The organism is Rhizobium sp. BR 314 (assembly GCF_047445805.1).
In the GTDB taxonomy this organism is placed as follows: Bacteria; Pseudomonadota; Alphaproteobacteria; order Rhizobiales; family Rhizobiaceae; genus Rhizobium; species Rhizobium lusitanum_B.
This window is the reverse complement of record NZ_JARWLA010000054.1, coordinates 1-25,367: the sequence shown is the minus strand read 5'-3', so window position 1 is coordinate 25,367 and position 25,367 is coordinate 1. Positions and strand designations below refer to the sequence as shown.

Annotated in this window: 24 protein-coding genes and 3 pseudogenes; 10 read left to right on the top strand and 17 right to left on the bottom strand. The window is 54.8% G+C overall.

Features of this window, described 5'->3' with window-relative positions; all coding sequences use genetic code 11:
- On the bottom strand, window positions 1–854 hold an 854-nt coding region (locus QD461_RS33950; RefSeq protein ID WP_414091343.1), incomplete at its 3' end, for an ISL3 family transposase.
- 1,086 nt (window positions 855–1,940) lie between these two features.
- Here QD461_RS33950 and QD461_RS33945 point away from each other — a divergent pair.
- Window positions 1,941–2,273, top strand: a complete 333-nt coding sequence (locus QD461_RS33945; protein ID WP_414091339.1) for an antibiotic biosynthesis monooxygenase family protein — start codon at window positions 1,941–1,943, stop codon at window positions 2,271–2,273.
- A 79-nt stretch (window positions 2,274–2,352) separates the two neighbouring features.
- Here QD461_RS33945 and QD461_RS33940 read toward each other — a convergent pair whose 3' ends face one another.
- From QD461_RS33940 to QD461_RS33900, 9 genes and pseudogenes are all read right to left on the bottom strand, one after another.
- Window positions 2,353–3,345 carry an alpha/beta hydrolase family protein gene (locus tag QD461_RS33940; RefSeq protein WP_414091338.1) on the bottom strand — a complete coding sequence of 331 codons (993 nt, stop codon included), beginning with the start codon at window positions 3,343–3,345 and terminating at the stop codon, window positions 2,353–2,355.
- 67 nt (window positions 3,346–3,412) lie between these two features.
- Window positions 3,413–3,760 (bottom strand): annotated as a pseudogene (locus QD461_RS33935) (transposase); the annotation flags it as partial.
- Window positions 3,761–3,795: 35 nt separating this feature from the next.
- The gene (locus QD461_RS33930) at window positions 3,796–4,437 is read right to left on the bottom strand and encodes a hypothetical protein (RefSeq protein ID WP_414091337.1); all 642 of its coding nucleotides are present in this window, start codon (window positions 4,435–4,437) and stop codon (window positions 3,796–3,798) included.
- Window positions 4,438–4,746: 309 nt separating this feature from the next.
- Window positions 4,747–5,136, bottom strand: a pseudogene (locus QD461_RS33925) (ATP-binding protein); the annotation flags it as partial.
- A 102-nt stretch (window positions 5,137–5,238) separates the two neighbouring features.
- A complete protein-coding gene (locus tag QD461_RS33920) occupies window positions 5,239–6,588 on the bottom strand; it encodes an efflux RND transporter periplasmic adaptor subunit (protein WP_414091336.1) in 1,350 nt (449 codons plus the stop codon).
- Window positions 6,589–6,591: 3 nt separating this feature from the next.
- Window positions 6,592–8,040, bottom strand: a complete 1,449-nt coding sequence (locus QD461_RS33915; RefSeq protein WP_414091342.1) for a TolC family protein — start codon at window positions 8,038–8,040, stop codon at window positions 6,592–6,594.
- Between the two features lie 94 nt (window positions 8,041–8,134).
- Window positions 8,135–9,331 carry an ABC transporter permease gene (locus QD461_RS33910; protein ID WP_414091335.1) on the bottom strand — a complete coding sequence of 399 codons (1,197 nt, stop codon included), beginning with the start codon at window positions 9,329–9,331 and terminating at the stop codon, window positions 8,135–8,137.
- Window positions 9,331–10,026, bottom strand: a complete 696-nt coding sequence (locus QD461_RS33905; protein ID WP_414091334.1) for an ABC transporter ATP-binding protein — start codon at window positions 10,024–10,026, stop codon at window positions 9,331–9,333. Before QD461_RS33905 ends, QD461_RS33910 begins: the two co-directional genes overlap by 1 nt.
- 180 nt (window positions 10,027–10,206) lie before the next feature.
- The gene (locus QD461_RS33900) at window positions 10,207–10,665 is read right to left on the bottom strand and encodes a hypothetical protein (RefSeq protein ID WP_414091333.1); all 459 of its coding nucleotides are present in this window, start codon (window positions 10,663–10,665) and stop codon (window positions 10,207–10,209) included.
- 317 nt (window positions 10,666–10,982) lie between these two features.
- Here QD461_RS33900 and QD461_RS33895 point away from each other — a divergent pair, with 317 nt between their 5' ends.
- Entirely contained in the window at window positions 10,983–11,648 is a 666-nt protein-coding gene (locus QD461_RS33895) for a hypothetical protein (RefSeq protein WP_414091332.1), read from the top strand.
- Between the two features lie 532 nt (window positions 11,649–12,180).
- On the opposite strand, the gene QD461_RS33890 is transcribed toward QD461_RS33895, so the two are convergent.
- From QD461_RS33890 to QD461_RS33865, 6 genes are all read right to left on the bottom strand, one after another.
- The gene (locus QD461_RS33890; RefSeq protein ID WP_414091331.1) at window positions 12,181–13,170 is read right to left on the bottom strand and encodes an IS5 family transposase; all 990 of its coding nucleotides are present in this window, start codon (window positions 13,168–13,170) and stop codon (window positions 12,181–12,183) included.
- Window positions 13,171–13,185: 15 nt separating this feature from the next.
- Window positions 13,186–14,157 carry a hypothetical protein gene (locus QD461_RS33885; protein ID WP_414091330.1) on the bottom strand — a complete coding sequence of 324 codons (972 nt, stop codon included), beginning with the start codon at window positions 14,155–14,157 and terminating at the stop codon, window positions 13,186–13,188.
- 47 nt (window positions 14,158–14,204) lie between these two features.
- Complete coding sequence (locus QD461_RS33880; RefSeq protein WP_414091341.1) at window positions 14,205–15,020, bottom strand: DUF2971 domain-containing protein; 816 nt, start codon at window positions 15,018–15,020, stop codon at window positions 14,205–14,207.
- A gap of 140 nt (window positions 15,021–15,160) precedes the next feature.
- Window positions 15,161–17,020: a DUF3732 domain-containing protein gene (locus tag QD461_RS33875; RefSeq protein ID WP_414091329.1), complete on the bottom strand. Its 1,860-nt coding sequence runs from the start codon at window positions 17,018–17,020 to the stop codon at window positions 15,161–15,163.
- The gene (locus QD461_RS33870) at window positions 17,017–17,463 is read right to left on the bottom strand and encodes a three component ABC system middle component (protein ID WP_414091328.1); all 447 of its coding nucleotides are present in this window, start codon (window positions 17,461–17,463) and stop codon (window positions 17,017–17,019) included. Before QD461_RS33870 ends, QD461_RS33875 begins: the two co-directional genes overlap by 4 nt.
- Complete coding sequence (locus QD461_RS33865) at window positions 17,460–18,674, bottom strand: hypothetical protein (RefSeq protein WP_414091327.1); 1,215 nt, start codon at window positions 18,672–18,674, stop codon at window positions 17,460–17,462. The genes QD461_RS33870 and QD461_RS33865 overlap by 4 nt, the downstream gene beginning before the upstream one ends.
- A gap of 532 nt (window positions 18,675–19,206) precedes the next feature.
- Between QD461_RS33865 and tnpA the strand changes: the two genes are divergently transcribed.
- The 4 genes from tnpA to QD461_RS33845 all read left to right on the top strand — a co-directional run bounded on the left by tnpA (window position 19,207) and on the right by QD461_RS33845 (window position 21,901).
- Window positions 19,207–19,575 carry an IS66-like element accessory protein TnpA gene (tnpA, locus tag QD461_RS33860; RefSeq protein WP_414091326.1) on the top strand — a complete coding sequence of 123 codons (369 nt, stop codon included), beginning with the start codon at window positions 19,207–19,209 and terminating at the stop codon, window positions 19,573–19,575.
- On the top strand, window positions 19,572–19,919 hold the full coding sequence (tnpB, locus tag QD461_RS33855; protein WP_414091325.1) for an IS66 family insertion sequence element accessory protein TnpB: 348 nt from the start codon (window positions 19,572–19,574) through the stop codon (window positions 19,917–19,919). The genes tnpA and tnpB overlap by 4 nt, the downstream gene beginning before the upstream one ends.
- A gap of 63 nt (window positions 19,920–19,982) precedes the next feature.
- Entirely contained in the window at window positions 19,983–21,605 is a 1,623-nt protein-coding gene (tnpC, locus tag QD461_RS33850) for an IS66 family transposase (RefSeq protein WP_414091324.1), read from the top strand.
- Window positions 21,605–21,901: a hypothetical protein gene (locus tag QD461_RS33845; protein WP_414091340.1), complete on the top strand. Its 297-nt coding sequence runs from the start codon at window positions 21,605–21,607 to the stop codon at window positions 21,899–21,901. Before tnpC ends, QD461_RS33845 begins: the two co-directional genes overlap by 1 nt.
- A gap of 717 nt (window positions 21,902–22,618) precedes the next feature.
- Here QD461_RS33845 and QD461_RS33840 read toward each other — a convergent pair.
- A complete protein-coding gene (locus QD461_RS33840; RefSeq protein ID WP_414091323.1) occupies window positions 22,619–23,263 on the bottom strand; it encodes a hypothetical protein in 645 nt (214 codons plus the stop codon).
- Window positions 23,264–23,539: 276 nt separating this feature from the next.
- On the opposite strand from QD461_RS33840, the gene QD461_RS33835 reads away from it, so the two are divergent.
- The 4 genes and pseudogenes from QD461_RS33835 to QD461_RS33820 all read left to right on the top strand — a co-directional run.
- Window positions 23,540–23,698, top strand: a complete 159-nt coding sequence (locus QD461_RS33835; protein ID WP_414091322.1) for a hypothetical protein — start codon at window positions 23,540–23,542, stop codon at window positions 23,696–23,698.
- An 84-nt stretch (window positions 23,699–23,782) separates the two neighbouring features.
- Window positions 23,783–24,532, top strand: a complete 750-nt coding sequence (locus QD461_RS33830; RefSeq protein ID WP_414091321.1) for a DUF5677 domain-containing protein — start codon at window positions 23,783–23,785, stop codon at window positions 24,530–24,532.
- 20 nt (window positions 24,533–24,552) lie between these two features.
- The gene (locus QD461_RS33825) at window positions 24,553–25,179 is read left to right on the top strand and encodes a hypothetical protein (RefSeq protein WP_414091320.1); all 627 of its coding nucleotides are present in this window, start codon (window positions 24,553–24,555) and stop codon (window positions 25,177–25,179) included.
- Between the two features lie 79 nt (window positions 25,180–25,258).
- Window positions 25,259–25,367: pseudogene (locus QD461_RS33820) on the top strand (IS5/IS1182 family transposase); the annotation flags it as partial.

The window sequence follows — 25,367 nt, the reverse complement described above, 5'->3', positions numbered from 1 at the left end:
ATTTCCTGACGAGATTGCCTGTGCGCCAAGCGGGCACGGCGCTGTTGTGACCTGGCGCTGGCGATAGCATCTTCGGAGAGTATCGGCCTAATATGGGCGTGACCATAAACGCTGATCTGCTCCTTGATTGCCTCCCTGAGATTTTGAACCAGATGAAAACGATCAGCTACCTGGCGGGCCTGCGGTGCGCCCTCCCGGGCTGCCTGAGCATACAAACCACAGCGATCTCGGCTCACGATCTCGATCGTCGGACGCTCTTGCAACCACGCTTTTGTGCTCTCGACGCTGCGATCCTGCAAAACATCGACGACCGAATGACGCTCAAGATCGACCATGATCGTCCCATAGCGCGAGGAATGCCGCCAACTCCAATCATCAATGCCCACAACCCGGATRGTGTCTTTTTGTGTGGACGCCGGAGTACCGCGCTTCAATTGCCGCAAGATCGTGTCGTCGCTGACCGGCATGCCGAGCCGATGCATCAAGTTCTCTCCTGGACGACCGCCCATCCTGTGGCCAATCAAGCCAACAATCTCCGCCATCCGCCCGGTTCGTCGCATATAAGGTGCAGCAATCTCGGGCAGTCTGTCGGTGAAGGTTCGTCGCCCGCATTTCCTGTGTCGACACTGCCATCGGTTCAGTGCGAGTTTGATTCGCACCACTTGACCTTGAACAGGCAAGTCCTGGAGGCGGCGGTTGTGCCAGCCGTGCCTGTGCCGGCTTTGCGTTCCGCAATCTGGGCAGATGCCGACCGGTTTCGCAGCAGCCGAAACAACCCAGTTTTCTTCATCTTGAACGGTGATACCCAGTATTTTGACCCCTGGGCCGGGTGACCATTTCAATTGCGCTCGCATCCCTGCAGATAGCGATCGAGGCGCTAACACCCTGTTAACCACAGAAATTGAGGATGAACCACTTTCGATGACAACAGACCGGATCTCCTCGTTCAGGATATCGATTTGTTGCTGCCGCGCTTTCCATTGCTTCGCAATTTTCCGGCGGAGCAGTTTAATCTCCCTCAAGAAGACATGCTCGGCGCTACGGAACTGAAGCCTGTCGAGACTGAGAGTGCCAATATAATGGTGCGTTCTCTGCCGCTCGCCTAGCAATTTCAGAAAATGCTGTAGCCGTTCGACCGCCTCATAATCATAGCGGGCGAAACTATCAGGCATGAATGCCAAAGACTGACGGACGAAACGTTCCGTCGTGACATCGGCGACAAGCTCATGGATATCGTGGCCGACACTGTTGCGGTAGTCGATAAGCCGCCGGATCTCCGCCTTCTCCTCAGCCGATAGTGCGCCGTCAGCTTCGAGCGCATCGAGGCATTTTCCGACCGGATTTTTGGTACCCTTCGGCACACGTTCTGCCCGTCCTGTGCGGGCCAGAAATCTATCCGTCCCCTGAATTTGCGACAGCACCTTCGCCTTGAGTTGTTCGGCATAGAAAAGCACAAGCACCATCTGAGCCGACCGCAACTTCAGCAGGTTCTGTTCTAGCGCTGGCAGACGTGATCCTAAAGGATCGAGAAAACTGGGTTCGTACATCTTCAACTCATACTGTTTTGTTAGGGCGCGGCAACCCGGGCGCTTGCCTTCTCGATGATCTTAACATCGAGAAGCAATTGAAGATGCTCAGCGATAGCTCGTGGCTAGTGATTCCCGGCTGCATTTTCGACATCGCCGCAAAAGGTTTAAGCCTCAACGGCAGACCAAGCTACCCACTTTCCATCGAGCGAAATCCGGCAAGTGGGGCAGAAAAGATGGCAAATTGGCAAGCTATGTTGCCGTCGCACCTTGACCTCAATACTTTGGGTGTTTCGAGAATTGCCATCGTGGCGGGAAAGCTGCTTCCTGCCATTTGCGTACTAGCGAACCATCAGAGATTGAGACAGACTGCATTCTTGAGGTCAAGGTTATCAACCGCAAGCAGGAGTCCATATGCGAGTTTCTGTTTTACCTGAACCACCATACTACATGGTCAGCTTCACCTCGCAGCGAACAGATGCGGAGGACGGTTACGGCACGATTGGCTACGCCATGAGCGAACTTGCAAGCCAACAACCAGGCTACCTTGGTTTTGAAAGCGTTCGCGGTGCGGATGGTTTCGGAATACTGCTATCGTTCTGGAAGGACGAAGAGAGCATTCACGCATGGAAGGCCGTCGTCGATCATGTTGAAGCGCAACGACGAGGTCGCCAAGATTGGTATTCCCGATATGAGATTCGTGTAGCCTTGGTGCAGCGAGCCTACGGCTTTGATAAAGACCAGTGACTGCGGCTGACGCTGGGTAGTCGGGTGTCGTTAGCGCGTGGGCTGAAATCACAGCGCCGATGACCGCTGTTGAATAGGGCTACGCATTGGCAAAAAACTCTGCGGCCTTCCCGGCGACCTCATCATGGACGGAAGTTCTATCCAGTCCCTCTTTATCAAGGAACAGTTCCGGCGCGGCTTTCTGTCCGATTGCTGATCCTTCCGGCAGGAACGTGTAGTGGCCGACACCACCGCCCAGAATTTCAGAACTGCAACGGGGGATATTGTCTGATAACCAGGTGCAGCATTGTTCGGGCGGTGCAACTGTATCTCGGTCGCCGCCTATCAGGTAGACTGGTCGGCTGATCGATCGAAGACTATCCTGCGAAAAGCCCAAGACTGAGCGGCCTGGAGCGATGGCCAGGACGGCACGGATTCTGAGATCAGAAAAGTCGCTTCGCCGCCGACCCCAAGAAATCCGGAAAACCGGATTCTCATAGAGTTTCGGCAGTTCGTCGACGAGGTTTGGAAATTCTCGTGGTCCCCGGATCGGGCTTTTTTCTGGGTTGCCCGGCTCGAACTGTGAAAATGCAACTCGGGCTCCGGCCAGCAAGAGAGCCGTGTACGCGCCTGCCGAGAAGCCCGCGGCAAACACTTGATCGATTGTCTCGATCTCCAATGAACGTTGCCAACCAGGGTCATCGAGGATTGCTGATAGGTCACTCGCCCGCTCCCACATGCAAAGGAAACCTTCTGCACGATATGGTTCAGAGCCTGTGTGACCGTGATGGTTAACTGCTAACGCGACAAAGCCGCGCTGAGCCAGTCGAAATCCCAGCCACGCCAAGGCGTCCGCTGTAGCTCCTGATCCGTGTGAAAGAACAACCAGCGGAAAGGGGCGTTGTGAGCGAGCTACCGGCGCATTGAAGGCAACAGGTTCTTTCCGGAACCATGACTTCTCTGAGGTCACCTTGGCGACCCAATTCTCGTCGGTAGGATACCAGGCCACCCAAGCAAGAGGACGTGCGGCAGTTCCGTCCCAATTTAATCGATGAGGATCAACGCAAGCACCCGTTTTGAAACCAACCTGCATAGCGCCCCAACATTGTTTTGTTATGTTCGGAATGCTTTTGTATCGATGTGAGCTTCACATCGCTAGAGCCACAGCGATCTCGGCTTACGACCTCGATCGACGGACGTTCTTGCAACCAAGATTTTGCGCTCTCGACGCTGCGGTCCTCCAGAACATCGACGACCGAATGACGCTCCAGATCGACCATAATTGTCCCGTACCGCGAGGAATACCGCCAGCTCCAGTCATCAATGCCCACAACCCGGATGGTGTCTTTTTGTGCGGACGCTGGATAACCGCGCTTCAATTGCCGCAAGATCGTGTCGTCGCTAATCGGCATGCCGAGCCGGTGCATCACGTTTTCTCCCGGACGATCGCCCATTCTGTGGCCAACCAAGCCCACAATCTCTGCCACCCGCCCAGTTCGCCGCACATATTGCTACCAACGCAAGTTGGCGCTGCCATACGTGATCAATAGACCAGATAGGTAAATTTCGTACCGCTTTGAGAAATTCCGGCGTATTTCCCGGTAGCCTTATCATGCATCAATCCGTCATCGCCAGTGACAGTAAATTTCTTTATAAAGTCGCTCATACCCTGGGTGTTCCAACTGTAAGTCGATCCCCTTTCACTTCCGTCTGCATAATAGGATTTCTTTAACGTCATCGTCGATGTGACACCCATCGTCGACATATCCGTCTTCTGTATCGTGCCATTCGCTGCAGCCTTCAGGTAGGCTCTGGCGTCATCAGCTTGAGGGCCGGTGCCCGCAGCGGCAGCCTCGGCATCTCGTAGAGCTTGTGCCTCAGAATCAGCGTCGGACCCAAACGTACCTTGACCTGTCTTTGTCTCCGTATAACCACCGCCAGCATTGTCGGCGCGCTGCGCTCCGTCCATCGTGAACGGAGAGTTGTTTTTGTTCATACCGGCTACAATTTCGATGATCTTGCCAATCGCATTGCCAGCCTTGAATACGTCGTCGGTATTGCCTGTCGCGGCAAGTACACCACTTTTCGGGTTTGCCGTTTGTGGCGCTGACGTCGCCGCCGGGTTGGACGCGCCCAGGATGGATAAGGCAGCGGTACTGGAAAACGAGTTTACCGGTATGAGCATATTGCTCCTCCCAAACGCTAGTCGCGCTCTACCTCATGCGCGGCCCGAAGAAGACGGGGAGCCTAATGCCCTATCTCTTGCTACATCACAAGCTTGAAGAAGTCCTTAATATACCATCTTTGGTTGATTTTTACCCAAAAGCCTCAAATATGAATTTCTAATTTTTTCCACTTGGAGCGCGCCTTTTTAGGGTCGAAATTGACCGGGCTGCGGGTTTGCCAGTCTACCGGAGTGCTTATCCTCAAACTGTCAATCGACGCGGAATGCTGCCCCCTTATCGGCATCCAACCTTCACTCCCCTGTAGACGATCAGCGCGTGGCCTGCCCGGCGCTGGCCGGGGTTGCAGAGGGTAGGCCAAGCGCGGATGATGGGAATCTTCGCCTCTGGCTTTGAGAGCGGTATTTGAAGTGCCAGGCATTGTTGCCGGTTCCCACGATTTCGCAGCGGTGGGTCAATCGATCAAGGAGAACCATCGTCATCTTGGCATCGTCGAATACCAACGGGCCTTTACCGAAGGTGAGGCTTGTGGTGACGATGATCGAAGCGCGCTCATAGAGCCTGCTGATCAGGTGAAACAAGAGCTGACCACCGGCCTGTGCGAACGGCAGATAGCCGACTTCATCAAGAATGATGAAGCCGAGGCGTGTAAAGTGATCCGCCGTCCGGCTCTGCTGGCCGTTGCGCGTCTTTGTTTCCACCGATTGGGCTGCCGTTTGCGAAAATGATCGCAGCCGGCGAATAGTTTAGGCGAACAATGGAAATCACTCGAAGGCTGATCTCATCAGCACGGTAGTTGCTCGTTATTCGCCATAGATGATTGTATCTCCCACTGCTAACCCTGAAAGAACCTCAACGCCCATCGGAAGTCTCTCACCAAGCGTCACAGCGACAGCTTCTCTAGCGACCCCGCGAACGACTGTGACCCGTAAACGCCCATCCTCATTCTTGATCGCAGTGGGCGGCACCACGACAGCACTAAGATTATGGTAAGTTCGTATCGAAATGCGCGCTGACATACCCAGCCGAATTGCCTGTCTCTGCTTCTTATTCTCGGGCACGAAGGAAACGCGGACCTGAAACGACGGCGGTTGCCCGTAACTCTGGAGTTGTACCGCTTCGGCGCTAACGCTGACGATCTTGCCGGGAATGTTTTGTCCGGAAATAGCGTCGCTTGATATAATGACAGGTTGCCCGAGTTTGATGCGATTGACATCGACTTCGTCAACCATTCCGGTTGCCACAAAGCTCGTCGTATCGGCGATTGCAAAGAGTGGGGCTCCGCGCGCGACCCGCGCGCCAGGTTCGATCGAAATTCTCTCAGCGTTCTTCTCTGGCGGAGGGCTTGCCAGGATACCTGAAGCACCTGCTGCAATCTTTGCGCCCGATAGCTGCTGCTTTAATTCGCCAAGCTTGGCCGTCGCATTCTGCAGATCGAGTTCCAGCAATTGACGGTTGTCCGCATTTCCGCGCTCGAGAGTCGCCCGCATGTCCAGTCGATTACCCTCGACCTGAGACTGCTGGCTGTCGCGCTGCTGCAGGAGCCCTTCGTACTCGTTGCGCGAGACGATACCTTGATCAAATAGCCCCTTCATATCGTGAATCTGGCGATTCGTTGAGGCAAGGCTCTGTTCGGAAGCCTCAAGAGAGCGCTTTGCGCGCAAAACCTCCGGACTGCTCTCCCATGCTTCCATAGCCCGAACGGCCATTTGAGCCTTGAGAAAGGCAGATTGAGCGGCTCGATACTGGCTGGTAATATCTCCTGCATCCAATACAAGCAGGACATCCCCGATCGCAACAGCGTCGCCCACCTGCATCTTCCTTTCGCTGATAACTCCATCGAATGGTGCGACGACCGCAACAGAGCGCACGGGGCCGATCCGACCAACTACGTTTAGGTCGAGCGACACGGGCTGCGGTTCAATCGTCATAAATTTTTCCGCCGTGAGCTGGGCGACATCGGGAAGGATCGTAATCGCTCCACTCCACTGCCAGTACCAAAGCGCAGACCCAATCGCGGCAATTGCCAGAATCGATACTGCCACGGCAATCCCTCGCGCGCGCCGCGCCGACGTGCCATCCTCAGCCGCAGGAGTTCTCCACCGCACGTCGGCGCCTCTCTTGCTATCCGGATTGGGCCTTGCTTCATCCATTCGTCAATCCCTGAGATCAATGCGCCAAGTGGCAAGTGTCGTCCCTAACTGCAGGTCGAGCTGAGTGAGGGCATTCAGATAGCCAATCCTGGCGTTGAGCAACTGGCTTTCGCTGCTCCTAAGATTAGTTTCTAGAGATTGCACCTGAAACGTTGTAGATCGGCCTGCATTGAGCTTTGCCTTCTCGATCGTCACCGCCTGAAGAGCCAGGTCCCGAGACTTCTCTGCCACGTCGAGCTGCTGCCACAGAAGATCGACCTGCGATGCTGTGCCGCGCACTTGCATCTCGATTCCCGAACGAATTGCCTGAAGCTGTAAAGTGGCGTTTTGGTAGCTGGTACTGGCATCAACAAGTCTCTTTTCCCTACCGAGATCGTTGATCGGGATCGTGAATTTCAGCCCCGCCGTCACATCGGCGATGCGATCTGATCCGAGACCCTCACTAAACTGGGTTCCGGCGCGAGCCTTGGCGTACAATGACACGTCCCAAAGCTGCTCGTTGCTGGCGACAGTAACTCCAAGCCGATTCTGCTCGATAACGTAAGCTTGACCGAGATAATCCTGGCGCTCTGAAAGTGCGACCTGCATCAGCTTGGCTATGTCGGTATTGACCCGTCTCGGATCAACATTTTCGACAGCGACGATCTTCGTGTCGAGGTCAAGAGCTAGAAGGTCCAGCAGGACGAGGCGAGACGTTTCTAAGGTTTGCCTTGACTGCAGAACGGCCAATCTCTGCGCCTCAATATCGGCCTGGGTTTGCACCGCCTCCATCGGCGCGAGCCGACCTGCCGCAATCAGGGCGTTGTTGATGGAGAGCAAATCCTGCGAACGCTCCAGAGAGGCTTGGGCCAATTGTAGCTGTTGCTGGGCACTCAACACCGACCTATAGGCAACGATAGTGCCGGCAATCGTTTGAGAGATCGTCGCCTTTAGGCGAAGCTTGTTGACAAGTTCACCTAGACGCGCCGTTTGCACCGGCGCCAAATTCACGTCCAGCCCGGCCCCCCGCAATAGGGGCTGTTCAATGCCAATTTGAAATGCCGAGCTAAAGGCGTTGCCTGGCTCCTGCCAATTGGCTGAAGAGTTCCACGCAAAATCGATCGTCGCCCCGGTTTTGGTTATAAGCGAAAAGCCAGGTGACACGTCGAGCGTTGTCGAAGCACGATCGGCAATCCTTTGTCGGCTGATATTTCCGGTAATGCCGAAATGTGGATTGAAGCGGTCTTCAGCGACCCTGAGGCCAAACTTCTGAGACACGCGGTCGATGTAGGCACTCCTAATAGTTCTATTACCCCTTAGTCCTAGAAAGACCGCGTCCTCAAGTGTCAGACGCTTGCCCGAAAAGACGATCGTCGACCCGTTGCCGGTCGACTTTGACTCGCTGGAGGTCGGCAGCGTGTTCGGTCGCTCGGGTCGTGGAATGGGAACAGGAATCTTCTCAGTGCATCTCACATCCGATGCATGGAGGCTAGTCGCCAGTGCAAGCGCTCCAAACAGAACGTGTCCAAATGGGGCCTCTCCATCGATCCGAGTCCTTCTCACGTCCCTATTCGCTCCTAAGCGCAACGACAGGCTCTAGTCGCGCCGCCTTCGCTGCCGGATACATACCGAAAAACAGACCAACCGCAATTGCCATGCCAAGTCCCAGAGGGACGGCCGCCGGTGCTGGTTGAAATTGCCACCCGGAAGCCGCGGCAAACACCCAGCCCGCGGCATATCCGATCGCAATCCCAATGACGCTGCCGACCGAGGATAGCGCAAAAGCTTCCGTCAAGAACATCAATTTGATGTCGCCGCGTCGCGCCCCAAGCGCCTGACGTAAGCCAATTTCCTGTCTACGCTCCAAGACGCTCATCAGCATCACATTCATGACCCCTACGCCCCCAACGACCAGGGAAATAGTGCCTATGGCCAGCAACAGAATCGCGTAGATTCGCATCTGAGTCTCGATGCTACGAATGATCTGACGTGCCGTCTGTATATTGACCGTCCCCTCGCCAGTTTGTCGTTCCAGGTAGGTCTTTAAGGCAAGCGCCGTTCGTGCATCGTCCGCGTTAGTTGCCAGACGAGCGGCGATTGTTGAAATCGTAGGAGAACCCGTAAGCCGCCGTGCGGCAAGAAAAGGTGTTATGAGAGCATCGTCAAGACCAATGCCAAGGACAGCGTTTGGTTCAGCCGGAGCCAGTATGCCGACAACCGTTAACACCTGATCCGAAACGGTAATTGTCTCACCGATCTCAAGGCCTTTTCCAGCCGCGGCCTCAACCGAGGCGGCGACTCCAGCACCAACAACGGCATAAGGGGAGAACCCGTCCAAATCGGAGGTCAATCGCCCTTTCTGAATCTGAGCTTTCGTCAGCCCATAGATGCTATCAGTCGCAGAAAAAACTCTTACTGATCTGGACATTTGTCCCACCCGGACCTGCGCGCTATTTTGGACGATCGCACTGGTCACTCCGACGCCCAATCCGGCCTCAGGTAAGGCGTTCACCGTGTCGACGGACAGTGCCTGACCGGAACGACCGACCGACACGGACACTGAAATGAGGTCGGCACCCAATGCCTCGAATTGACGAAGGGCCTCGGATTTTGCGTTGTGCCCGACATGAAGCATCGCAATGACTGCCGCCGTCCCAATCGTGATGCCGACGAGAGCCAGGATGGCTCGTGACTTCAGCGACCGCAAATCCGAGACGACCTCGAGTATGATCTGGAGGGAGGCACCATTCCTTCCACCGTACATCAGACAAATTCTCTATACACACGAAGATCGTCGTCCAACACCCGACCATCGCGCATGGCAATGCGCCTGGTGCATCGCGCAGCCACGGATGCATCGTGGGTAACGATGAGGCTCGTCAACCCAAAACTCCTGTTTAACTCCAGGAACAGTGAGATAATCTCATCGGCGGATTGGCTGTCAAGGTTTCCGGTTGGCTCATCCGCCAGCAGGAGTCGAGGCTTGGTTATCAGCGCTCGCGCGATCGCGACCCTCTGGCGCTGACCACCCGATAGCTCGCATGGGCGATGGCCAACCCGTTCGGATAAGCCGACGCGATCCAACGCTGCCGCAGCTCGTTGCCGACGCTCCCTGACCGCTACCCCTCGATACAGCAAAGGCAGGCCGACATTATCAAGAGCGCTCAGATGTGGAAGCAAATGAAATGACTGAAACACGAAACCGACAACCTGATTGCGCAACGCTGCCAGGCGGTCCGACGTGACCAAACGCGTTGATCGACCATCTACCGCAATATCTCCTTTTGTCGGTCGATCCATAAGTCCGATAAGATTCATGAGCGTCGTCTTGCCGGAGCCCGAGGGACCAGTTAACGCACAAAACTCGCCTTCCGCCAACACAAGTGATACATCCTTCAGAACGGGCGCAACCGCCGAGCCGAGGCGAAACTCTTTTGACACATCCTTAACGGTTAGCATCTTTCCTCGGCAGGTCGGCATCAAAGCGCGGACCTTTATCCTCGGAGGCCCTTGGTTCGCTCTAACTGCATCACAAAAGTGCACGCCGCCTCTTGAGTCACATCAAGACGGCGGCATGCGGTTATGGCACGACTACACTCGAACGCCTCAAGAGCGTGATACTCCCTAGAGAATCAAGTGCTACATCGCGGTGTAGCGGACGTCCCATCTGACATTTCCATTAACGTCAACGTAGGGAGGTGTAACTGTAGTGCACGTGGGATTGCTGTTTGCAACGGCCCAGCTGTATTGAGCCACGCGAGATATGTTGCCATTGCCGTCCAGCTCAAGTTTGATCGTCGCGCGGCAAACTTTCTGGACGACAAAGACGTCAACCTTGAAATTCGCATAGTAGGCGATGCTGTAGTCCATCGTGGTTGCGCCAGACGATGCCGTCGCCATCGTTACATTCGAACTGTAGGATGGAATGGACCATGTCGTCTGCATCGTGCAGCCGCTGCATGATGGGCCACCATAGACGCCGATCTGTTGCGGAGAAATGTTGGTCACATCAAGTATGACTGACCCTGCGCTCGCCAAAACGGCACTGGATAAAAACAGCCCCGACGCAATAATTGCAGCTTTCACTAATCTCTTCACGTACGCCCCCATTAAAAACGCGAATTATTTTCGCGATACACTTATAGAGTTTATTTCTGAGAAAAGTCTAGCGGTATGGGGAGCGCGCCAGTGATTTTTTCTAGCATAGACATACATGACACAAGTTCAATAACTCGTTGCGTGCATATTGTGCATAGACCCTAATTTATTAAAATCTCGAATTACGCAACCAAAGATGGAGTATTAACGGAATTTTCAAGCTTGCGTTATATCCGTAAGTTATGAGCATGAAGCTCGTTGGCCTTCTTGGGGCCGCGCATGGGGGAAGCGCGCGGCTAGCATCTAGGAGAATTTTCATGCTCACTCCGGTCAACTCGTTTTCCAACACGACCGCATTGTCGCTCTTGAGCACCAACCGCTCCGACACATCCTTGATTTCATCGAAGGGCGGGATGGGAAGTACGGCGCAGGCCGTTACCGGCAACACGGATGATGTATTCAAGGCCGGGACCGCGATTGGAAAGATCATGGAGATCGTCGCCGGCATGAAAGGCGATGATGTGTCGCCTGCCCCGAGTGCTGGCCAGCGGGTTTATAATCGCGACGGCAGTTACTCGGAAACCTCGGTTGGCCAACATCCATCAGACATCAATGACAAATATGCGATCGCGGCAAGGGCGCAAGGCGCCGAAGCGAGCATGAACCTCGTTAAAAAGCAGGCAGAAGGCACCGGTCCGGAAGCCGATCGTGCAAAGGCCTTCTTGAAGGCGGTCGAAAGCGGCACCTTGGAAGAAATCGATATGACACCAATGGGCGTTACCGTGACTGCAACTGTCACCAAGCACTTCGACGCAGAAGGAAATGAAAACGGCATGTCGGGGACTTGGGACGTTCGGGGTCTCAAAGATTTCATGGATAGCCATACGTATCTCGACGACGGTGGCCAACGCCGCGACAAAACGACTGGAAAATACGCGAACTTTGCATCAGACGGCAACAAATATACGTACGTCCTCTATTGATAGAGCAGGCAGCGATCGCTTTCCTCGGGGGATCCCTCCGAGGAAACCATGCTTATTGTTCGCAGCTCCCCGCTTGCGATTGGCACGTGCTGGATCGATGCTACGGAGTTGCGAACCCACAGGAGCCCGAGGACGGGAGTGAGCACCTGAATTCCTTCAGCTTCGCTGCAAAATCCTGGCCATTTATCGGCGTCAAATCTTCCTCACATGTAGACGATCGGCACTTGCCTGACCGAGACAGGTCGGACTTGGCGAGGATACGACGGTGACTGACACCGCGGCAACATTCTTAGGAACCTTCGAGCAATCCGCGACAAACAGGCATGGAGTAGGACATCGCTACTAAGTGGATTCCGATGGGGAGGATACACTACGCGGGCGACCATCCGCGCTCTTGAAAGGAGTCGAACCTGCGCACCATCAAGCGTGCGAGCTAAATGATTGAAATGCAAAAATATCGGCAAAATCCCGCACGGATGGGCGCTGGTGCATCGATCGATGAAAGGACGGACTGCCGTCTTTGATGATGCGGCTATGCGGTGACTGTCTTGCAGCGGACGGATTTCGGACGTGCGCAGGCCAGCATTCGATTGAGGACGGCACAGCCTATGGCGACTTCCGTCTGCTGTGCCGCGAATGAGCGTGCCCGCAGTCGCCGTCCGATGATCGATTTGTAACGACCGATTGCCGTCTCGACCAGGGATCGTTTGCTGTAGCCGGTCGCGGCCTGCCATGTCATCCGGCCATCGGCGTTGATCGTCGCGATATGTTGGTTTCGTTGGCTGGTGGGATCGTCTTGCTGACGTCCCACCGCATTGCCGCGTGGCGGAATGATCACCGCAGCGTCGGCGCTGTGCCTGGCGACGGCGCTGTAGGTTGGCTCACCGTCATAGGCTCCATCGGCTGTGAACTGGCCGATCGGCATGTCGACCTGGTCGAGTAGCGGTTCGACCTGCGACGCGTCGCCAGTATTCTGGTCCGTCATAACGTGAGCGATGATGTCGCCGCTACCAGCATCCAGCGCCAGATGCAGTTTTCGCCAACCCCGACGGGATTTGACACCGTGCTTCTCCTCCTGCCATTGGCCCGCGCCGTAGACTTGTAACCCTGTGCTATCAATCAGGACGTGGATAGGCCCTTTCTCTGGGATGCTATCACCTAGGCGCCTGTTCGACGCTCTCGGCTTGTTGGCTCGACGGCTCAGGGTCGTATGGTCGGGAACGGCAAGATTCAGTCCAATCAGCTTCAGCACAGAGGTTATGAAGCCCTCCGTCTGACGCAGTCGCAGGCCGTACGCCAGCCCTAGCGTCAGGACAGTCTCGATCGCCAGATCGGAGTAACGCGGTTGGCCTCCGCGGGTCGTGCGCTTCGGCGCCTGCCAGGACGAGAGTGCCTCCGGCGTCATCCAGAGCGTCAGACTGCCGCGCCGACCAAGGCCTGCCTCGTATTCTGCCCAGTTCGTGACCTTGAACTTCATCTTGCCGATACGATGGCGGCGGGAGGAATTGTGCTTGAACGGCATCGTGGCTCAGACCAGTTATCGGGCTGGATGAACACCTACGGCACTACACTTAACGATCCCTGCACCAAAGCCTGGTGGGATGGCTCGGGTGCGCCGTGAGGCGATGGAGGTAGAAAATGATTTAGCTATTTCAATCTCTTGCCGGCATTTAACCGATGGTTGAAATACCATCTCTTCGATCGGAGCATCGAAGAAAGGGGTCGTGCCTATACGGTCGTCGAAAAGCGCTTGCACAAGGCGCGTCTTTCCGACCCCTGAAAGGCCGACGATCCGGATGTTCAGGTTGGCGGGCAAATCCTTTCGCAATTCGTTCACGGCGTCCAAGGTCGAAAGATCGCCGTCCCGGCCAGATCTATATATCCGGACGCCTTTATCGAAAAGGAATTCGGCAGATTCGTCCGTCTCGCCATGCGCCCATGCGCCATATGACTTCCAGCTTCGAAGCGGCTTTCCGACAGCGGATCGTAGCCAAATCGCGACCGTTGGGTGTGCCGAAGCCCAATCAGCCATTTTCTGTGCATCGTAAAACGCCAAGGTGACCTTGCCGACATGTGGCGAGCCGACAAGAGCGTCGGCCATGGCCTTTGTCCGTTCAGCCATGAACTTTTTGGAAACATCGTCTTGTGTGGAAACGATCACATATGCACCGGCGCCGGCGGCGATTTCGTCAAAGACCCTGCGCAACGTGTTTGCGGGCTCCGGTTTCATCTCGCCGGTAATCTTCGATGCAGGAAACTTCTCGGCTTTGACCTGGAATGCGGTCAAAGGAGCGAGAACGTAGCCTCCGGCCTTTATCGGGTTGGTGCTGGCCACCTCGACATCCACGCCGTCGTCCGCGGCGCGTTGATTTCCGCCCCAGGTGACCGCCGCGCGAGAGCAACCCTGTGCTTCCAGCTCTGCCATGCTGAGACGAGCAACGAGTTCACGGGCTTGTTCGTCGTTGAGAGCCTTGATGTCGTCTTTAGTGATCGAAAACAAAGGATGCATCGGTATTCCGCGTCGATATCGGTGTCGAAGTATGGGGCTCGGCCGTGTCAAGTTCTGTATGGAGTCGCGCTCGACTTTACCAGATGGGCCTTGTAACCGTGGGTCTCGAGGAAAAATTTGATACTCTTTTCGACAGCACCGTCGTTGACACCCGGTCCGACCCTCACAGCGGTGATCGGCAATTTTTTCTTTTTAGATCCCAGTTCGACATAGGGCAGCATAAGCTGCCCGCGCGGCCGAAACTTGATTCTATCAGACGGCGGATTACGGACGACCAGCCGCCATTCCTGCTCTTCCCGAAATCCGTAATGCTTGAACCTAGGCACCAGCCTCGCAAGCAGATCCTTGAATTTTCGACGGATTTCACCGTCCCCTTCAGTCCCGAGCAGGTAATCAAAGTCGTCGACAATATCGGGAAACTCCTCGGCTATCGTGCTCTTCAGGTGCCTTTTTGCCTCGTTTATGCCGTAAGCTACCTGGACCAATTCTGCATCGAGCTCGCTGAAGCAGCTCTTGAGACCGGTCGTCTTAAATGTAATGCTGACGCCCTGCCGCGACGCGTAGCCCCGCCATTGGCTCAAGATGTCGGAGCGCTGGCAGAAGCAGGCGATGTAGGCAGCCGGCCGCTCGAAGTCCTCCATATCGGCCGCAATGTCCTTTATAAGCTTCCGTCGCCCTTTTGTGGTCGACTCGACAGCATCGTCGTCGAGGAGATTGCTCAAGACCTTCTTAGCTTGTTCGATTCCGTGTTCGAGCTCTTGCGGGTCGTTCAAAAATGCGGCGTGGCTGAGCCATAGTTCGTTGTTCTCGATGATCCCTTGCAGGCCCGCGAGATCGGTATAGTGCGTGAGTTGTGTCGGCATCTTCACGTCTGGGCTCGTCTTCTTGAGCGTTACGGCGCCAGACGACTTCGTTTTCCTAGAGATGGGCATTAGAATAGGTTGCTCATATAGCGATTTCGGATCAATTGCGGAGATTGGCAGTCGCTCACGACCGATACGTCCTAGCCCGGCGTGGAAACCGGGATCAGGGCGTTTCCATCTCGAAAAATTTCTACTAGGTGCACGTTCTTGAGCCCGTCCCAGTACCGCGGGTTTATATGTTCAAAGACGATCATCTGGAACTCTTTTCCGATGTCGTTCGCCGTCGTGATGAACTGGTCCAAGAGTTCCAGTGCCAACTTCACCTTCGCGACGTCACTTTCGTCGACGTCCTTTTCGCCAGCTCCGTCCTTTTGATCGTCATCGCCCCAATACGGCCTGGAGAATTGGTCGATAATCAAGAACGGAGCCACGTGAGCGCCATCGTTGCGCATAATCAATTCATGCAGGCCCAGAAACAGGAAAAGGTGGAGGAACATGTGATTGGAACTGCTACCGACGTTCTCGGTCGATGCAGTTTTAGGCTTGCGCAGATGGAGCTTCTTGTCCGAATAGCTGAACGCGGAACGATAATCGCCATAGTTCCCGAGCGCTGCCTTCGTCAGTGCGATGTAATCTTGGATCGCCTCGTCCAACGCCCTTGTAAAAAGTTCTTTCCGGTCTTCGACGGGTGATACGGCAAGGTCTTCGATTTGAGCTTCCAGCCTTGCGATCAACTCGCTGTTGTCTGACGCTTCGTCGGATCGTGGATCGCTATACAGCTCAAGTTTGGCTTTTGTCTCACCGATGAAGATGTACTTATCTTTGTCGCTTTCGAAACTTTCCATGTCGGAAGGCAGGGCTTGAAGGTCCTTTTCGAGACTCAGGCGCTGAGATTCCAATTCTTTCATGATTTCGTTGATGTTGCTGTCCAGCGGCGTCTTTCTGGCAGTGGCGTCCTTGATCTCCTGTAGCCCTTGGGAAAGGTTTTTGACGATATCGTCGAACACGGATGTACGAACCGTCTCCTCGAAGTTTTTCAGCAGATACTCGACAGGCTGCAGGCTGTCCGCTGTTTCCTTGAGGGTGGTCTTATGGTTCCCATATTCCGAAGCAAACCTGCGGAGGCCCCTGATTTTCCGGGAAACGCGGTATATCTGTGACGAAATTTCTTCATATTGTGCTGAAACATGGTGGTCGGTGCCGCTATCGCGCGCTGTTACCATTTGCCTCAATGCGGTGACTGAAGCATCGAGGTCCGTATTTTCGGGAACGAGACCGTACCGCTGAGCTTGAGTGACGGTTTCCGTCAGTTGAGCGTTGAATTGCTCGCGCTTTTCCTCTGTTCTAGCCGCTAATTTTTGCTGCCGAGCAAGGTTACGCTCCAACTCTGCGCGTTTTTCCCGTTTCAGGATATTTTCGACTGTGTCGATACCCACGGCGATGTCGAATATGCGTGGCAACGCTTCTTGGTAGCGAGCCTGGTTCTGTTTGTCGAAAAACTGATCGCTATGCGTGATGATGTCTTGCGAGATGGTATTGAAAAGCAGGAAGTAGCGGAGCGACACCCGAGAATTGGCCTTCAGAGTTCTCCCGCCGAACGGAATTTTGACGTCCTGATCGATGCCGAAATCAGCGCTCAAAAGCTTCTTCAATGCGCTTTCGCCGATACTCGGGTTTGGTGCGGTATTCGGAACCTCTCCCGTCGAAGAAAAGTAGTAATCGGCGGACGGCGCCGTCCCTTCCGGCGCGCGTCTCGCAATTGTGTAGACCTTGTCGTTCACATGAATGCACAGCCCGTACCAGGTGACGTTTTCGTTGATAATGCTCTCCGAAATGCGATGGTTACTCGCGAACAGGCAGTAATCGACGATGTCCAATATAGCCGTCTTGCCAGTGTGGCTTTCCCCGGTGATCACATTGATCTTGTTCGGCAGGAACGAAACGGACCGTCTCCGCCCGGTCTTCAGCCACAGTTGAAGGCTTTCAATATAAAACTTCACAGCTCGATCCTCGCATTGAGGTAGAAAACTTCGGCATTGCCCGAGACCAGCGCGGCTATGTTGGCTGAAGCACGCTGGACGCGCTCGGCGCGTTTGCCCATGGACGTCTCGAAGGACAAAGCGGACGCGATCTCCGCCCCGTCGTCTTTCAGTTTGACCACACCGATCTCACACAAAAACTGAAGAGCATTCACGGTCGGGTTCAACGATGCCAAGTACCGTTCGTTGAAATTGTAGAAATGTTCGATGTTGTCGATCAGATACTGCTCAAAGCTGACGAAGCGAAATCTGCCGTCAGCAAGCTTTTTCACCATCTCGCGATGCGCAATTATGGGCAAGATCAACGCGAGCTTGGGAAGCGTTAGAAATTTAGCTTCTTTCAAGACAGAAGAGATGGAAAACGCGTTGATCCCAAGGTTGTTGTAATAAGAGCTGAACTTCACTTGTAGCGATCTTCCCAGTTGCTCAGCCAACCGATCACCGGACGATCGGATAGATCGTAGAAGCCGCCATTGCTCATGGACAAGGGAAGCTCCTGCGAAGCGAGCGTGAGCTTTCTTGACCGCAAGTCTCCGAGGATCGCGCGCGCAGCTGCATTCTCATCAACAATCGCCGGTGCCCCTGAATACGCTTGGAGGAATTTGCCTTCCCACATAGTCGCAGCTTCGTCCTCCAAAGCGTCGATATCGGATTGAGTGATTTCTCCGTCGTGGATCAGTCGCTCCATGTTGTCGCGAAAGTACAGACGCTTCGTGGTAAACTTGGTATGAAACTCGATACTATTCGCCGCGATATCATCGATATCTACCAACTGTCTGATGAACGTCTGGTCGGACAGATTGTCGGGCAAAACGGGCGGAATCGGCCTGAAAGGCAGAGAGCCGCTCCGGGCCTTATCGAAATGCCGTCGGTACTTTTGATTGAACTCGCCAAAGCTGATCGTGATCTTGCCCCCTGCTTTGACGGTGGCGAAGGAGTTTTGCCGCACCTCGGAGTCGACGGCGCTGAAAACGTCGTCAACTCGTGACTGGTGTATCTGCTTTTCGGCGATGGACGCTTTGCATAGATTGATGATTTCGTCCTTGCCCAGGGCAAACGACAGGTGCTGAAAAAACCGCTCCGACACGACGGTGTCGAGTGAGAGCACGTCGTCGATGTAGCCCTGGATGACCAAGTCTTTGCTTTTCGCCCTAAGTGACGTGATGTCGGCAACAAGTTCCGCATGGGTCTTGGTGGCAGACTTGAAGGCTTCAACGGAAATCAGAAGAGCGTTTTTGTCGTTTTCCGACTTGTTGGACGCAAGTAGGAAGCTAGTCTTTTTAAGAAAAGCAAGCTGAGAAGCCACCGACGCGCGTCCATCCGCGGGATCGACGATCAGTTTGCACCAGTTCGAAATAGATTTCCAAAGATCACTATCCAACGTCGTGAGGTTGATGGGGAGGCCCTGTGCGCTCGTCTGGACCGTATGCTTCAGCTGGACGAGTAGATTGGTGCCGTCGGGTCGCTCGACGTGAACATCGTCCAGAACTTCCAGCCCTACGACCTGGTCCGTCTTCAGATTCAACAATTCGTTGAGAAAATAATAATACTGGTAGTCGAATCCGATCGACTTATCTTCTGCGCTAGTCGTATCGACGCGCGACCGTTCGCTCATAATCTACCTACACAAATAGCGAATAATAACCCCAAGTCATTACCCCGATAAGTAGCAGCTGCAAATCGATATTTCAATTTGCAAGCAATGAAAATTAGAGCTTATATCCATTTCAATTCAACCGGCTCAGCCACCGACACTCGCCTTATCGAGCATGGAGAAAGGCAGGACTTGAGATCGTCGCTCGGTTGAACGATTCTCGTCCCGCCCGGTACCGGCAGGACCCTCGAACTTTCTGTCGTATTCAGCCTGCGCGAAGGTGACGGTATGTCTGCTTTCAGCGAAAGGCTGCGAAGATCCGAAACGGCCGACAATGGGGCGCAAAGCCGCTGAAGGCGAGACTAGATAGTGTCCGTTGTGACTTTCCCGAGGCATAGCCCATCTCCGAGAACGAACGATCCCCTGGATCAAAATCAGGATAATCCAGCCTGCTGTAACCGTCCGATTGGCACCGCCTGCCGTCTAACGCATTGATGACCTAAGACACGTATTTAACGACGTCGTTAGCGACGTGTCTTATGCGGGGATTGCGATGCGCGTTGAGATTCTTGGGCAGGAACGTCGGCGTCGATGGCGCGACGATGAGAAGCTGGCGATTATCATGTCGGTTGGGGATGGTGGAGCGACAATCACAGAGGTTGCCCATCGACACGATATCACGCGCCAGCAGATTTACGCCTGGCGTAGCGAGCTGAAGAAGAAGGGGCTTCTCTCGGTGTCTTCGAATGCATTGTTCATTCCCATCGACGTGAATGCCGTGCAGACTGATGTTCAGGACGGCCGGGAGAGCCGCGCCAAGATGATCGAACTGCGATTGAGCTGCGGCCGCACCCTTCGCTTCGACATCGCGGTCGATACGGCCGCCCTGACACAGCTCATTCGGGCGGTGGAGGCCGCATGATCGGGCCTGGTACCGGCGTTCGGGTCTATCTTGCGTGCGGGATCACGGACATGCGCAAAGGAATAGAAGGCTTGGCTGCGCTTGCGCAGGATGTCTTGCGTCAGAAGCCGACAGGCGGCGCGGTCTTCGCCTTTCGCGGGAAGCGTGGTGATCGTTTGAAGCTTTTGTATTTTGATGGCCAGGGCTTCTGCCTATATTACAAAATCCTACAGACGGGTCGGTTTCCTTGGCCTTCGGCATCGGACGGGACGGCGCGGCTGACGTCGGCTCAACTGGCGATGTTGTGGGAAGGGATTGATTGGCGACGACCTGACTGGGGTGCGCCACCGGCTCGTGTCGGGTGATTTTATCCCACTGAAACCACTCGTTTTTATGGCAAATTCTCCTGACATATGGTAGTCAGGATCATGTCAAACGCTCCGACAAATCTTCCGGATGATCCAGCCTTTCTCAAGGCAATGATTGCCACTTTGCTGGCGGATAATGCGAAGATGTCGGCGACGTTGCAAGCGCACGACCAGTTAATCCAAACACTGCGGCTGCGCATCGCCAAGCTGAAGAAACAGGTCTTCGGGAAGTCTTCCGAAAAGATCGAGCGTGAAATCGAGCAGTTGGAACTGGCGCTTGAGGATCTGTTGATAGCCGCCGCTGAAGGTAATACGGCGCCGATCGATGAACCTGATGAGGCTACGTCTGTTGTTGCCTTGGCGGATAGGCCTGAAAAGATCATGCGCCGCCGGCCACGCGTCTCGGACAAGGCAGTTCGCGAACGCCGGGAGCTCGATCCTGGTTCCTGCTGCCCGGAATGCGGCGGTGAATTGCGTCTTGTCGGGGAGGACGCCAGCGAAATCCTCGACATGATCGCTGCACAGATGAAAGTCATCGAGGTTGCTCGGCTGAAGAAGTCCTGCCGTTGCTGCGAGAAAATGGTGCAAGTGCCAGCTCCCAGCCGCCCAATACCGGGCAGCATGGCTGGCGCTGGCCTCCTGGCGTACATTCTGGTCTCGAAGTTCGACGACCATTTGCCACTTTACCGCCTGAACGAGATCTTCGATCGCATAGGCGCCGACATTCCAGACAGCACAATGGTCGATTGGTGTGGTCGTGCGATGCAGGTGCTCCAGCCTCTCATCGAACGGATCGAAACGGCGGTCATGGCGAGTGACCTACTTCATGCGGACGACACCCCGATCAGGGTGCTGGATCGCTCGCTACGAGACAAGGGGTTGGGCAAGGGCGTGAAGAAGGGCAGGCTCTGGACGTATGTCCGCGATCAGCGTCCATGGGCAGGCAGCTCCCCGCCTGGTGCAGTCTACTATTTTGCTGCCGACTGGAAGGAAGAGCACGTCCACCGCCACCTCAAGCAATCAGGCGGCATCCTTCAGGCGGACGGCTACAAAGGATATGGCAAGCTATACTCACCTGGAGCGGATGGGCTGCCTCGCTTCAAAGAGGCGGCCTGCTGGGCCCACTGGCGACGAGACTTCCACGATATCTGGACATCAAACAAGTCCGAGATCGCCCGAGCGGCTCTCGATCGTATCGGAGCACTTTACGACATCGAGCGAGGCATCAACGGCCAGCCACCTGAAGTTCGATTTGCTGCGCGTCAAAGCCAGAGCAAGGCAAAGGTCGACGCATTGCGGCTTTGGGCGGAAGCGCAATTGACCCGCATTCCTGGAAAAAGCGATCTGGCTGCAGCGTTCCGCTACGGGTTGAGCCGATGGTCCTCGCTTTGCCTGTTCCTCGAAGACGGCCGCGTTGCGATCGACAACAATGCTGCCGAGCGGGCACTCCGCCCAATCGGCGTCGGAAGACGGAATTGGCTCTTCGCGGGAGCCGATACGGGAGCGGAGACCTTGGCACGCGCCATGACCATCATCGAGACAGCCAAGATGAATGGCCTTGACCCACAGGCATATCTGGCTGGCGTGCTCGATCGCATCCACGATCACAAGATCAACCGGTTAGACGAATTGCTTCCGTGGAACTGGTCAGCGATCACCACAATCGGCGCAAGGGCAGCCTGATGGCGACAGTCACCTACGTTCGTACGATCAAATTTGTTGCCGAAATTCTCGAAGAGGACCCGGACCTTCTTCAGGCAATTGTCTCTAACGATGATAATCTGAGCTACGGCAGCATCATCTCCGTGTACACCGGAGACGACGAATCCGTGACCGCACTGACGGACGACGGTATGGACGAACTGGAGCAGATGCTCAAACACGCCCGCCGCTCACCCGACGAATGGAGCGACTTCCTCGACGGCTTTGTCGACGACAAAGAGCTTGTGGCTCGCATCAAAGCAAAATCTCCGCGGTAACAAACGGGCGGTTACAGCCTGCTTGGGGGTAAGATAGGAAAATTCGCAGGGTCGTGGTGGTTAAGAAGCGTTCTCGATGTTAGGCCTTCAGGGACGAAGGTCGCTTGTGCACGATCTACTTCCACGAACATTTTCTGGGACACCTATGGCGTTTCAACTCGACGCACAGACCACCGCGATACTTTTGGCCGCAAAGAGCGCTTCGTCGCCGTACTTGAGGCGGCTGCCAATCCTGAAATGCACGAGGCTATCAGCCCTTACCGTGCGCGCTGCCTCTCGGATGAAGTCAAAGTTCGCGGCGCCTGTCGATAGGTCACTCAGGTCGGCCTGAGACACTGCCGGAACATCGATATCGCACCAATTAGAAACTGAACAGCCCCGAGTTTCGTAGACACCTTCTTTCCTAATTTTGAGGCAAGAAGAGCATCATGAGCAAATCGAATTTCAGCCAAGAGTGTGAATCAGCAAGGGGTTTCGACGCCGATACGCACAACAACTCATTGTAACTCCTCATGTTGATATGGTCATTTACCGGTGGTGAATGACAGCGATATCAACAAGAAACGACATCGGCTGGCGAGAGGCGCTTCGGCTGATGCCGTTTCCACTGATCACAACGCTGTTTTGTGAGCCATCAAGAGGAAGGCGGAGTAACTTCGCCGAATCTCGACGAACTTATTGCTATCCAAAGCAAATTGGCGGCGTCCGCATTAGCTATCACCAGGTCACGTAAGTGAATTGTGTTCCGTTTTGAGCAATTCCAGCGTATTTCCCGGTTGCCTTGTCGTGCAGCAGTCCATCATCACCCTTGGTGGTGTAATTCTGCAAAAATGCGTCCAGGCCCTGGGTATTCCAACTAATGCTTGATCCCCTCTCACGGCCATCGGCATAATAAGAGACCTTCCTCGTCATCGTTGATGTGACACCCATCGCCGACATATCTGTCTTCTGTATCGTGCCATTCGCTGCAGCCTTCAAATAGGCTCTGGCCTCATCTGCCTGAGGACCCGTGCCCGCCGCCGCCGCCGTGGCCTCTTGTAAGGCATGCGCGTCAGAATCAACGTCTGACCCAACCGTACCCTGACCTGTTTTGGTCTCGGTGTAGACACCGCCACCACTATCGGTGCGTTGCGCACCATCCATCGTAAACTGGGAACTGTTGTTCTTGTTCAAGCCGGCAACAATTTCGATAATCTTGCCAATCGCATTGCCAGCCTTGAATACGTCGTCGGTATTGCCTGTCGCGGGAAGCACACCACTTTTCTGGTTTGCCGATTGTGACGCTGACGTCGCCGCCGGATTGGACGCGACCAAGATGGATAAGGCAGCGGTACTGGAAAACGAGTTTACCGGTGTGAGCATATTGCTCCTCCCAAACGCTAGTCGCGCTCTACCTCATGCGCGGCCCGAAGAAGACGGGGAGCCTAATGCCCTATCTCTTGCTACATCACAAGCTTGAAGAAGTCATTAATATACCATCCTTGGTTGATTTTTACCCAAAAGCCTCAAATATGAATTTCTAATTTTTCCACTTGGAGCGCGCCTTTTTAGGGTCGAAAATGACCGGGCTGCGGGTTTGCCCGTCTACCGGAGTGCTTATCCTCAAACTGTCATCCTGCACGGAATGTTGCCCTAACCATGGAGGAATTCCATCCGACACTAATCGAGTGGGTTCTTGCCGGTCGCGAGACCATGCGATTGCGCAAGGAACTGGAGGCGGCACAGGCCGCTGAAAAGAAAGCTAGGGGCACCTACGAGAAGGTCTTCCTAGAAAATCCCGTGGAACAACAGGGATAAGACCGAGGCGGCCCGAGTGGCCGCCTTTGCTTTGGTTGCAGCACATCCTAATCTCACCGTAGGGATTCGGGATGTGGAGATGACATGGATAAGGCTACTTCGATGCTGGACTTCTTGAGCGAAATCCTCGTAGCAACTATCGATCGTCTGCCACGCGTTGTTTTCAATAAGAACGACGAGCGCCAACGCACCCTTATCGCGCTGTATGCCACCATCATCGAACAAGCGGACAGCGCAGTGACCTTGCGACGGGATAACCGGTGGACCGGCGTCAACCACATCCTGCGATCTTCGATGGAGGCGTACACCGACCTCATCAACCTCGCCAACGACAGCACCTATCTGAACCAGCTCAACGCCAAGTACCACAGCGAGTGGATCAAGCTCATTTCCGAAGGCGTCAAGGGCGATAACATCTTCCTCACCTTCTTCAAGGACAATGCCGAAGCCAAGGCCCAGCTCGCCTATCATCAAGGCGAGTTGGCCGCGATAGAGACACACACAAAGGTCATGAGCGTATTTGATCGCTTCCGGAAAGCCGGTTTGGAACGCGAATATCGCTCCATGTACAACAGCCTATGCAACGACACGCATAACAACATTCGCGCGCTGACCGACCGGCATTTTCGCTTGGACAAAGATGGGCTTCAGGAGATGGTCATTTTCGAAGATGTCGACATAACAAGCGTCGCAGCCTCGCTGGATTCGTTCATGGCGATACTGAACGGCTCGAACAAAATCATTCATCACTACTTCAACACCGACGTGCAGGCTGAGGTGGAAATCTTTCACACCCGCCGTGTCGCCAAAGGCCTTTACTGGGAAAACGAATAGAATTCGGCGAGGGAAATCGCATGTTCGAATACTTCTCAATCGCTGGGTTCAGGCTGGGCCTCGATGCCCTGAAGGGCGGATGGCGGTTTCTCACGCGGAACAACCGCAGGCTCACGCCCACCCAGAAGCTTGAGCTGCGCCTCAAGTGGCAACCCGAGTTCGAGAAATGGTTCTACACACAGGTGCGAGATAAAGTCGAGCCCGAGATTGTTATTCGCGATCTCCGGCGTATGGATGTCTTTCCAGACATTCCCAAGAATCGACGTGGTGCACCCGCATGGTTCCGCACTCTACTGATCGGGACATATGAGCGTGGCATTATCGTCTCCCTGGCCTACGGCAATTTGATGCAGGTTGGCGACAAATGGCGCCATGCCGACCACAAAGCCAACGAGAACGGTCCGCAATGCGTGCTGGCAGGCTTCATTCCCTACGACTTCATCGACGGGGTAAACTGGCAACCGGACCCCTACTATTCCAGCCCGGCCGTATTCTGCCACTTCGATGGCGTCCGACGCCGGCCTTTTGAAAAGGTCATGTACTGCCAGCAATGGGATTTTGACGGTTCGCCTCAGGTGCGGGAACTGGGCGGCTTCGATGAAGTCCGAAAACTAAGCGGGAAGCTGGGCGTGCGGTATTTCTCCTAACCAGCAGCGTTGGTGCACGGATCGTTCAGCGGTCATGGTTTAGCCGAGCGGTGGTTGAACTATTGGGTCTGTCAGCGTCATGCCCTTCAAACACAATGCCGGCCGCCGCCATCGCATCGGTAAGATGAAGTTCAAAGTGACCAATTGGTCGGAGTATGAGGCAGGCCTTCGCCGACGCGGCAGCCAGC

Excerpts from the sequence above, each read along its gene's own strand:
- QD461_RS33945 (WP_414091339.1), top strand. The coding sequence starts at position 1,941 with ATGCGAGTTTCTGTTTTACCTGAACCACCATACTACATGGTCAGCTTC.
- QD461_RS33940 (WP_414091338.1), bottom strand. The coding sequence starts at position 3,345 with ATGCAGGTTGGTTTCAAAACGGGTGCTTGCGTTGATCCTCATCGATTA.
- QD461_RS33930 (WP_414091337.1), bottom strand. The coding sequence starts at position 4,437 with ATGCTCATACCGGTAAACTCGTTTTCCAGTACCGCTGCCTTATCCATC.
- QD461_RS33920 (WP_414091336.1), bottom strand. The coding sequence starts at position 6,588 with ATGGATGAAGCAAGGCCCAATCCGGATAGCAAGAGAGGCGCCGACGTG.
- QD461_RS33910 (WP_414091335.1), bottom strand. The coding sequence starts at position 9,331 with ATGTACGGTGGAAGGAATGGTGCCTCCCTCCAGATCATACTCGAGGTC.
- QD461_RS33905 (WP_414091334.1), bottom strand. The coding sequence starts at position 10,026 with ATGCTAACCGTTAAGGATGTGTCAAAAGAGTTTCGCCTCGGCTCGGCG.
- QD461_RS33895 (WP_414091332.1), top strand. The coding sequence starts at position 10,983 with ATGCTCACTCCGGTCAACTCGTTTTCCAACACGACCGCATTGTCGCTC.
- QD461_RS33890 (WP_414091331.1), bottom strand. The coding sequence starts at position 13,170 with ATGCCGTTCAAGCACAATTCCTCCCGCCGCCATCGTATCGGCAAGATG.
- QD461_RS33885 (WP_414091330.1), bottom strand. The coding sequence starts at position 14,157 with ATGCATCCTTTGTTTTCGATCACTAAAGACGACATCAAGGCTCTCAAC.
- QD461_RS33880 (WP_414091341.1), bottom strand. The coding sequence starts at position 15,020 with ATGCCGACACAACTCACGCACTATACCGATCTCGCGGGCCTGCAAGGG.
- QD461_RS33865 (WP_414091327.1), bottom strand. The coding sequence starts at position 18,674 with ATGAGCGAACGGTCGCGCGTCGATACGACTAGCGCAGAAGATAAGTCG.
- tnpA (WP_414091326.1), top strand. The coding sequence starts at position 19,207 with ATGCGCGTTGAGATTCTTGGGCAGGAACGTCGGCGTCGATGGCGCGAC.
- tnpB (WP_414091325.1), top strand. The coding sequence starts at position 19,572 with ATGATCGGGCCTGGTACCGGCGTTCGGGTCTATCTTGCGTGCGGGATC.
- tnpC (WP_414091324.1), top strand. The coding sequence starts at position 19,983 with ATGTCAAACGCTCCGACAAATCTTCCGGATGATCCAGCCTTTCTCAAG.
- QD461_RS33845 (WP_414091340.1), top strand. The coding sequence starts at position 21,605 with ATGGCGACAGTCACCTACGTTCGTACGATCAAATTTGTTGCCGAAATT.
- QD461_RS33840 (WP_414091323.1), bottom strand. The coding sequence starts at position 23,263 with ATGCTCACACCGGTAAACTCGTTTTCCAGTACCGCTGCCTTATCCATC.
- QD461_RS33835 (WP_414091322.1), top strand. The coding sequence starts at position 23,540 with ATGGAGGAATTCCATCCGACACTAATCGAGTGGGTTCTTGCCGGTCGC.
- QD461_RS33830 (WP_414091321.1), top strand. The coding sequence starts at position 23,783 with ATGGATAAGGCTACTTCGATGCTGGACTTCTTGAGCGAAATCCTCGTA.
- QD461_RS33825 (WP_414091320.1), top strand. The coding sequence starts at position 24,553 with ATGTTCGAATACTTCTCAATCGCTGGGTTCAGGCTGGGCCTCGATGCC.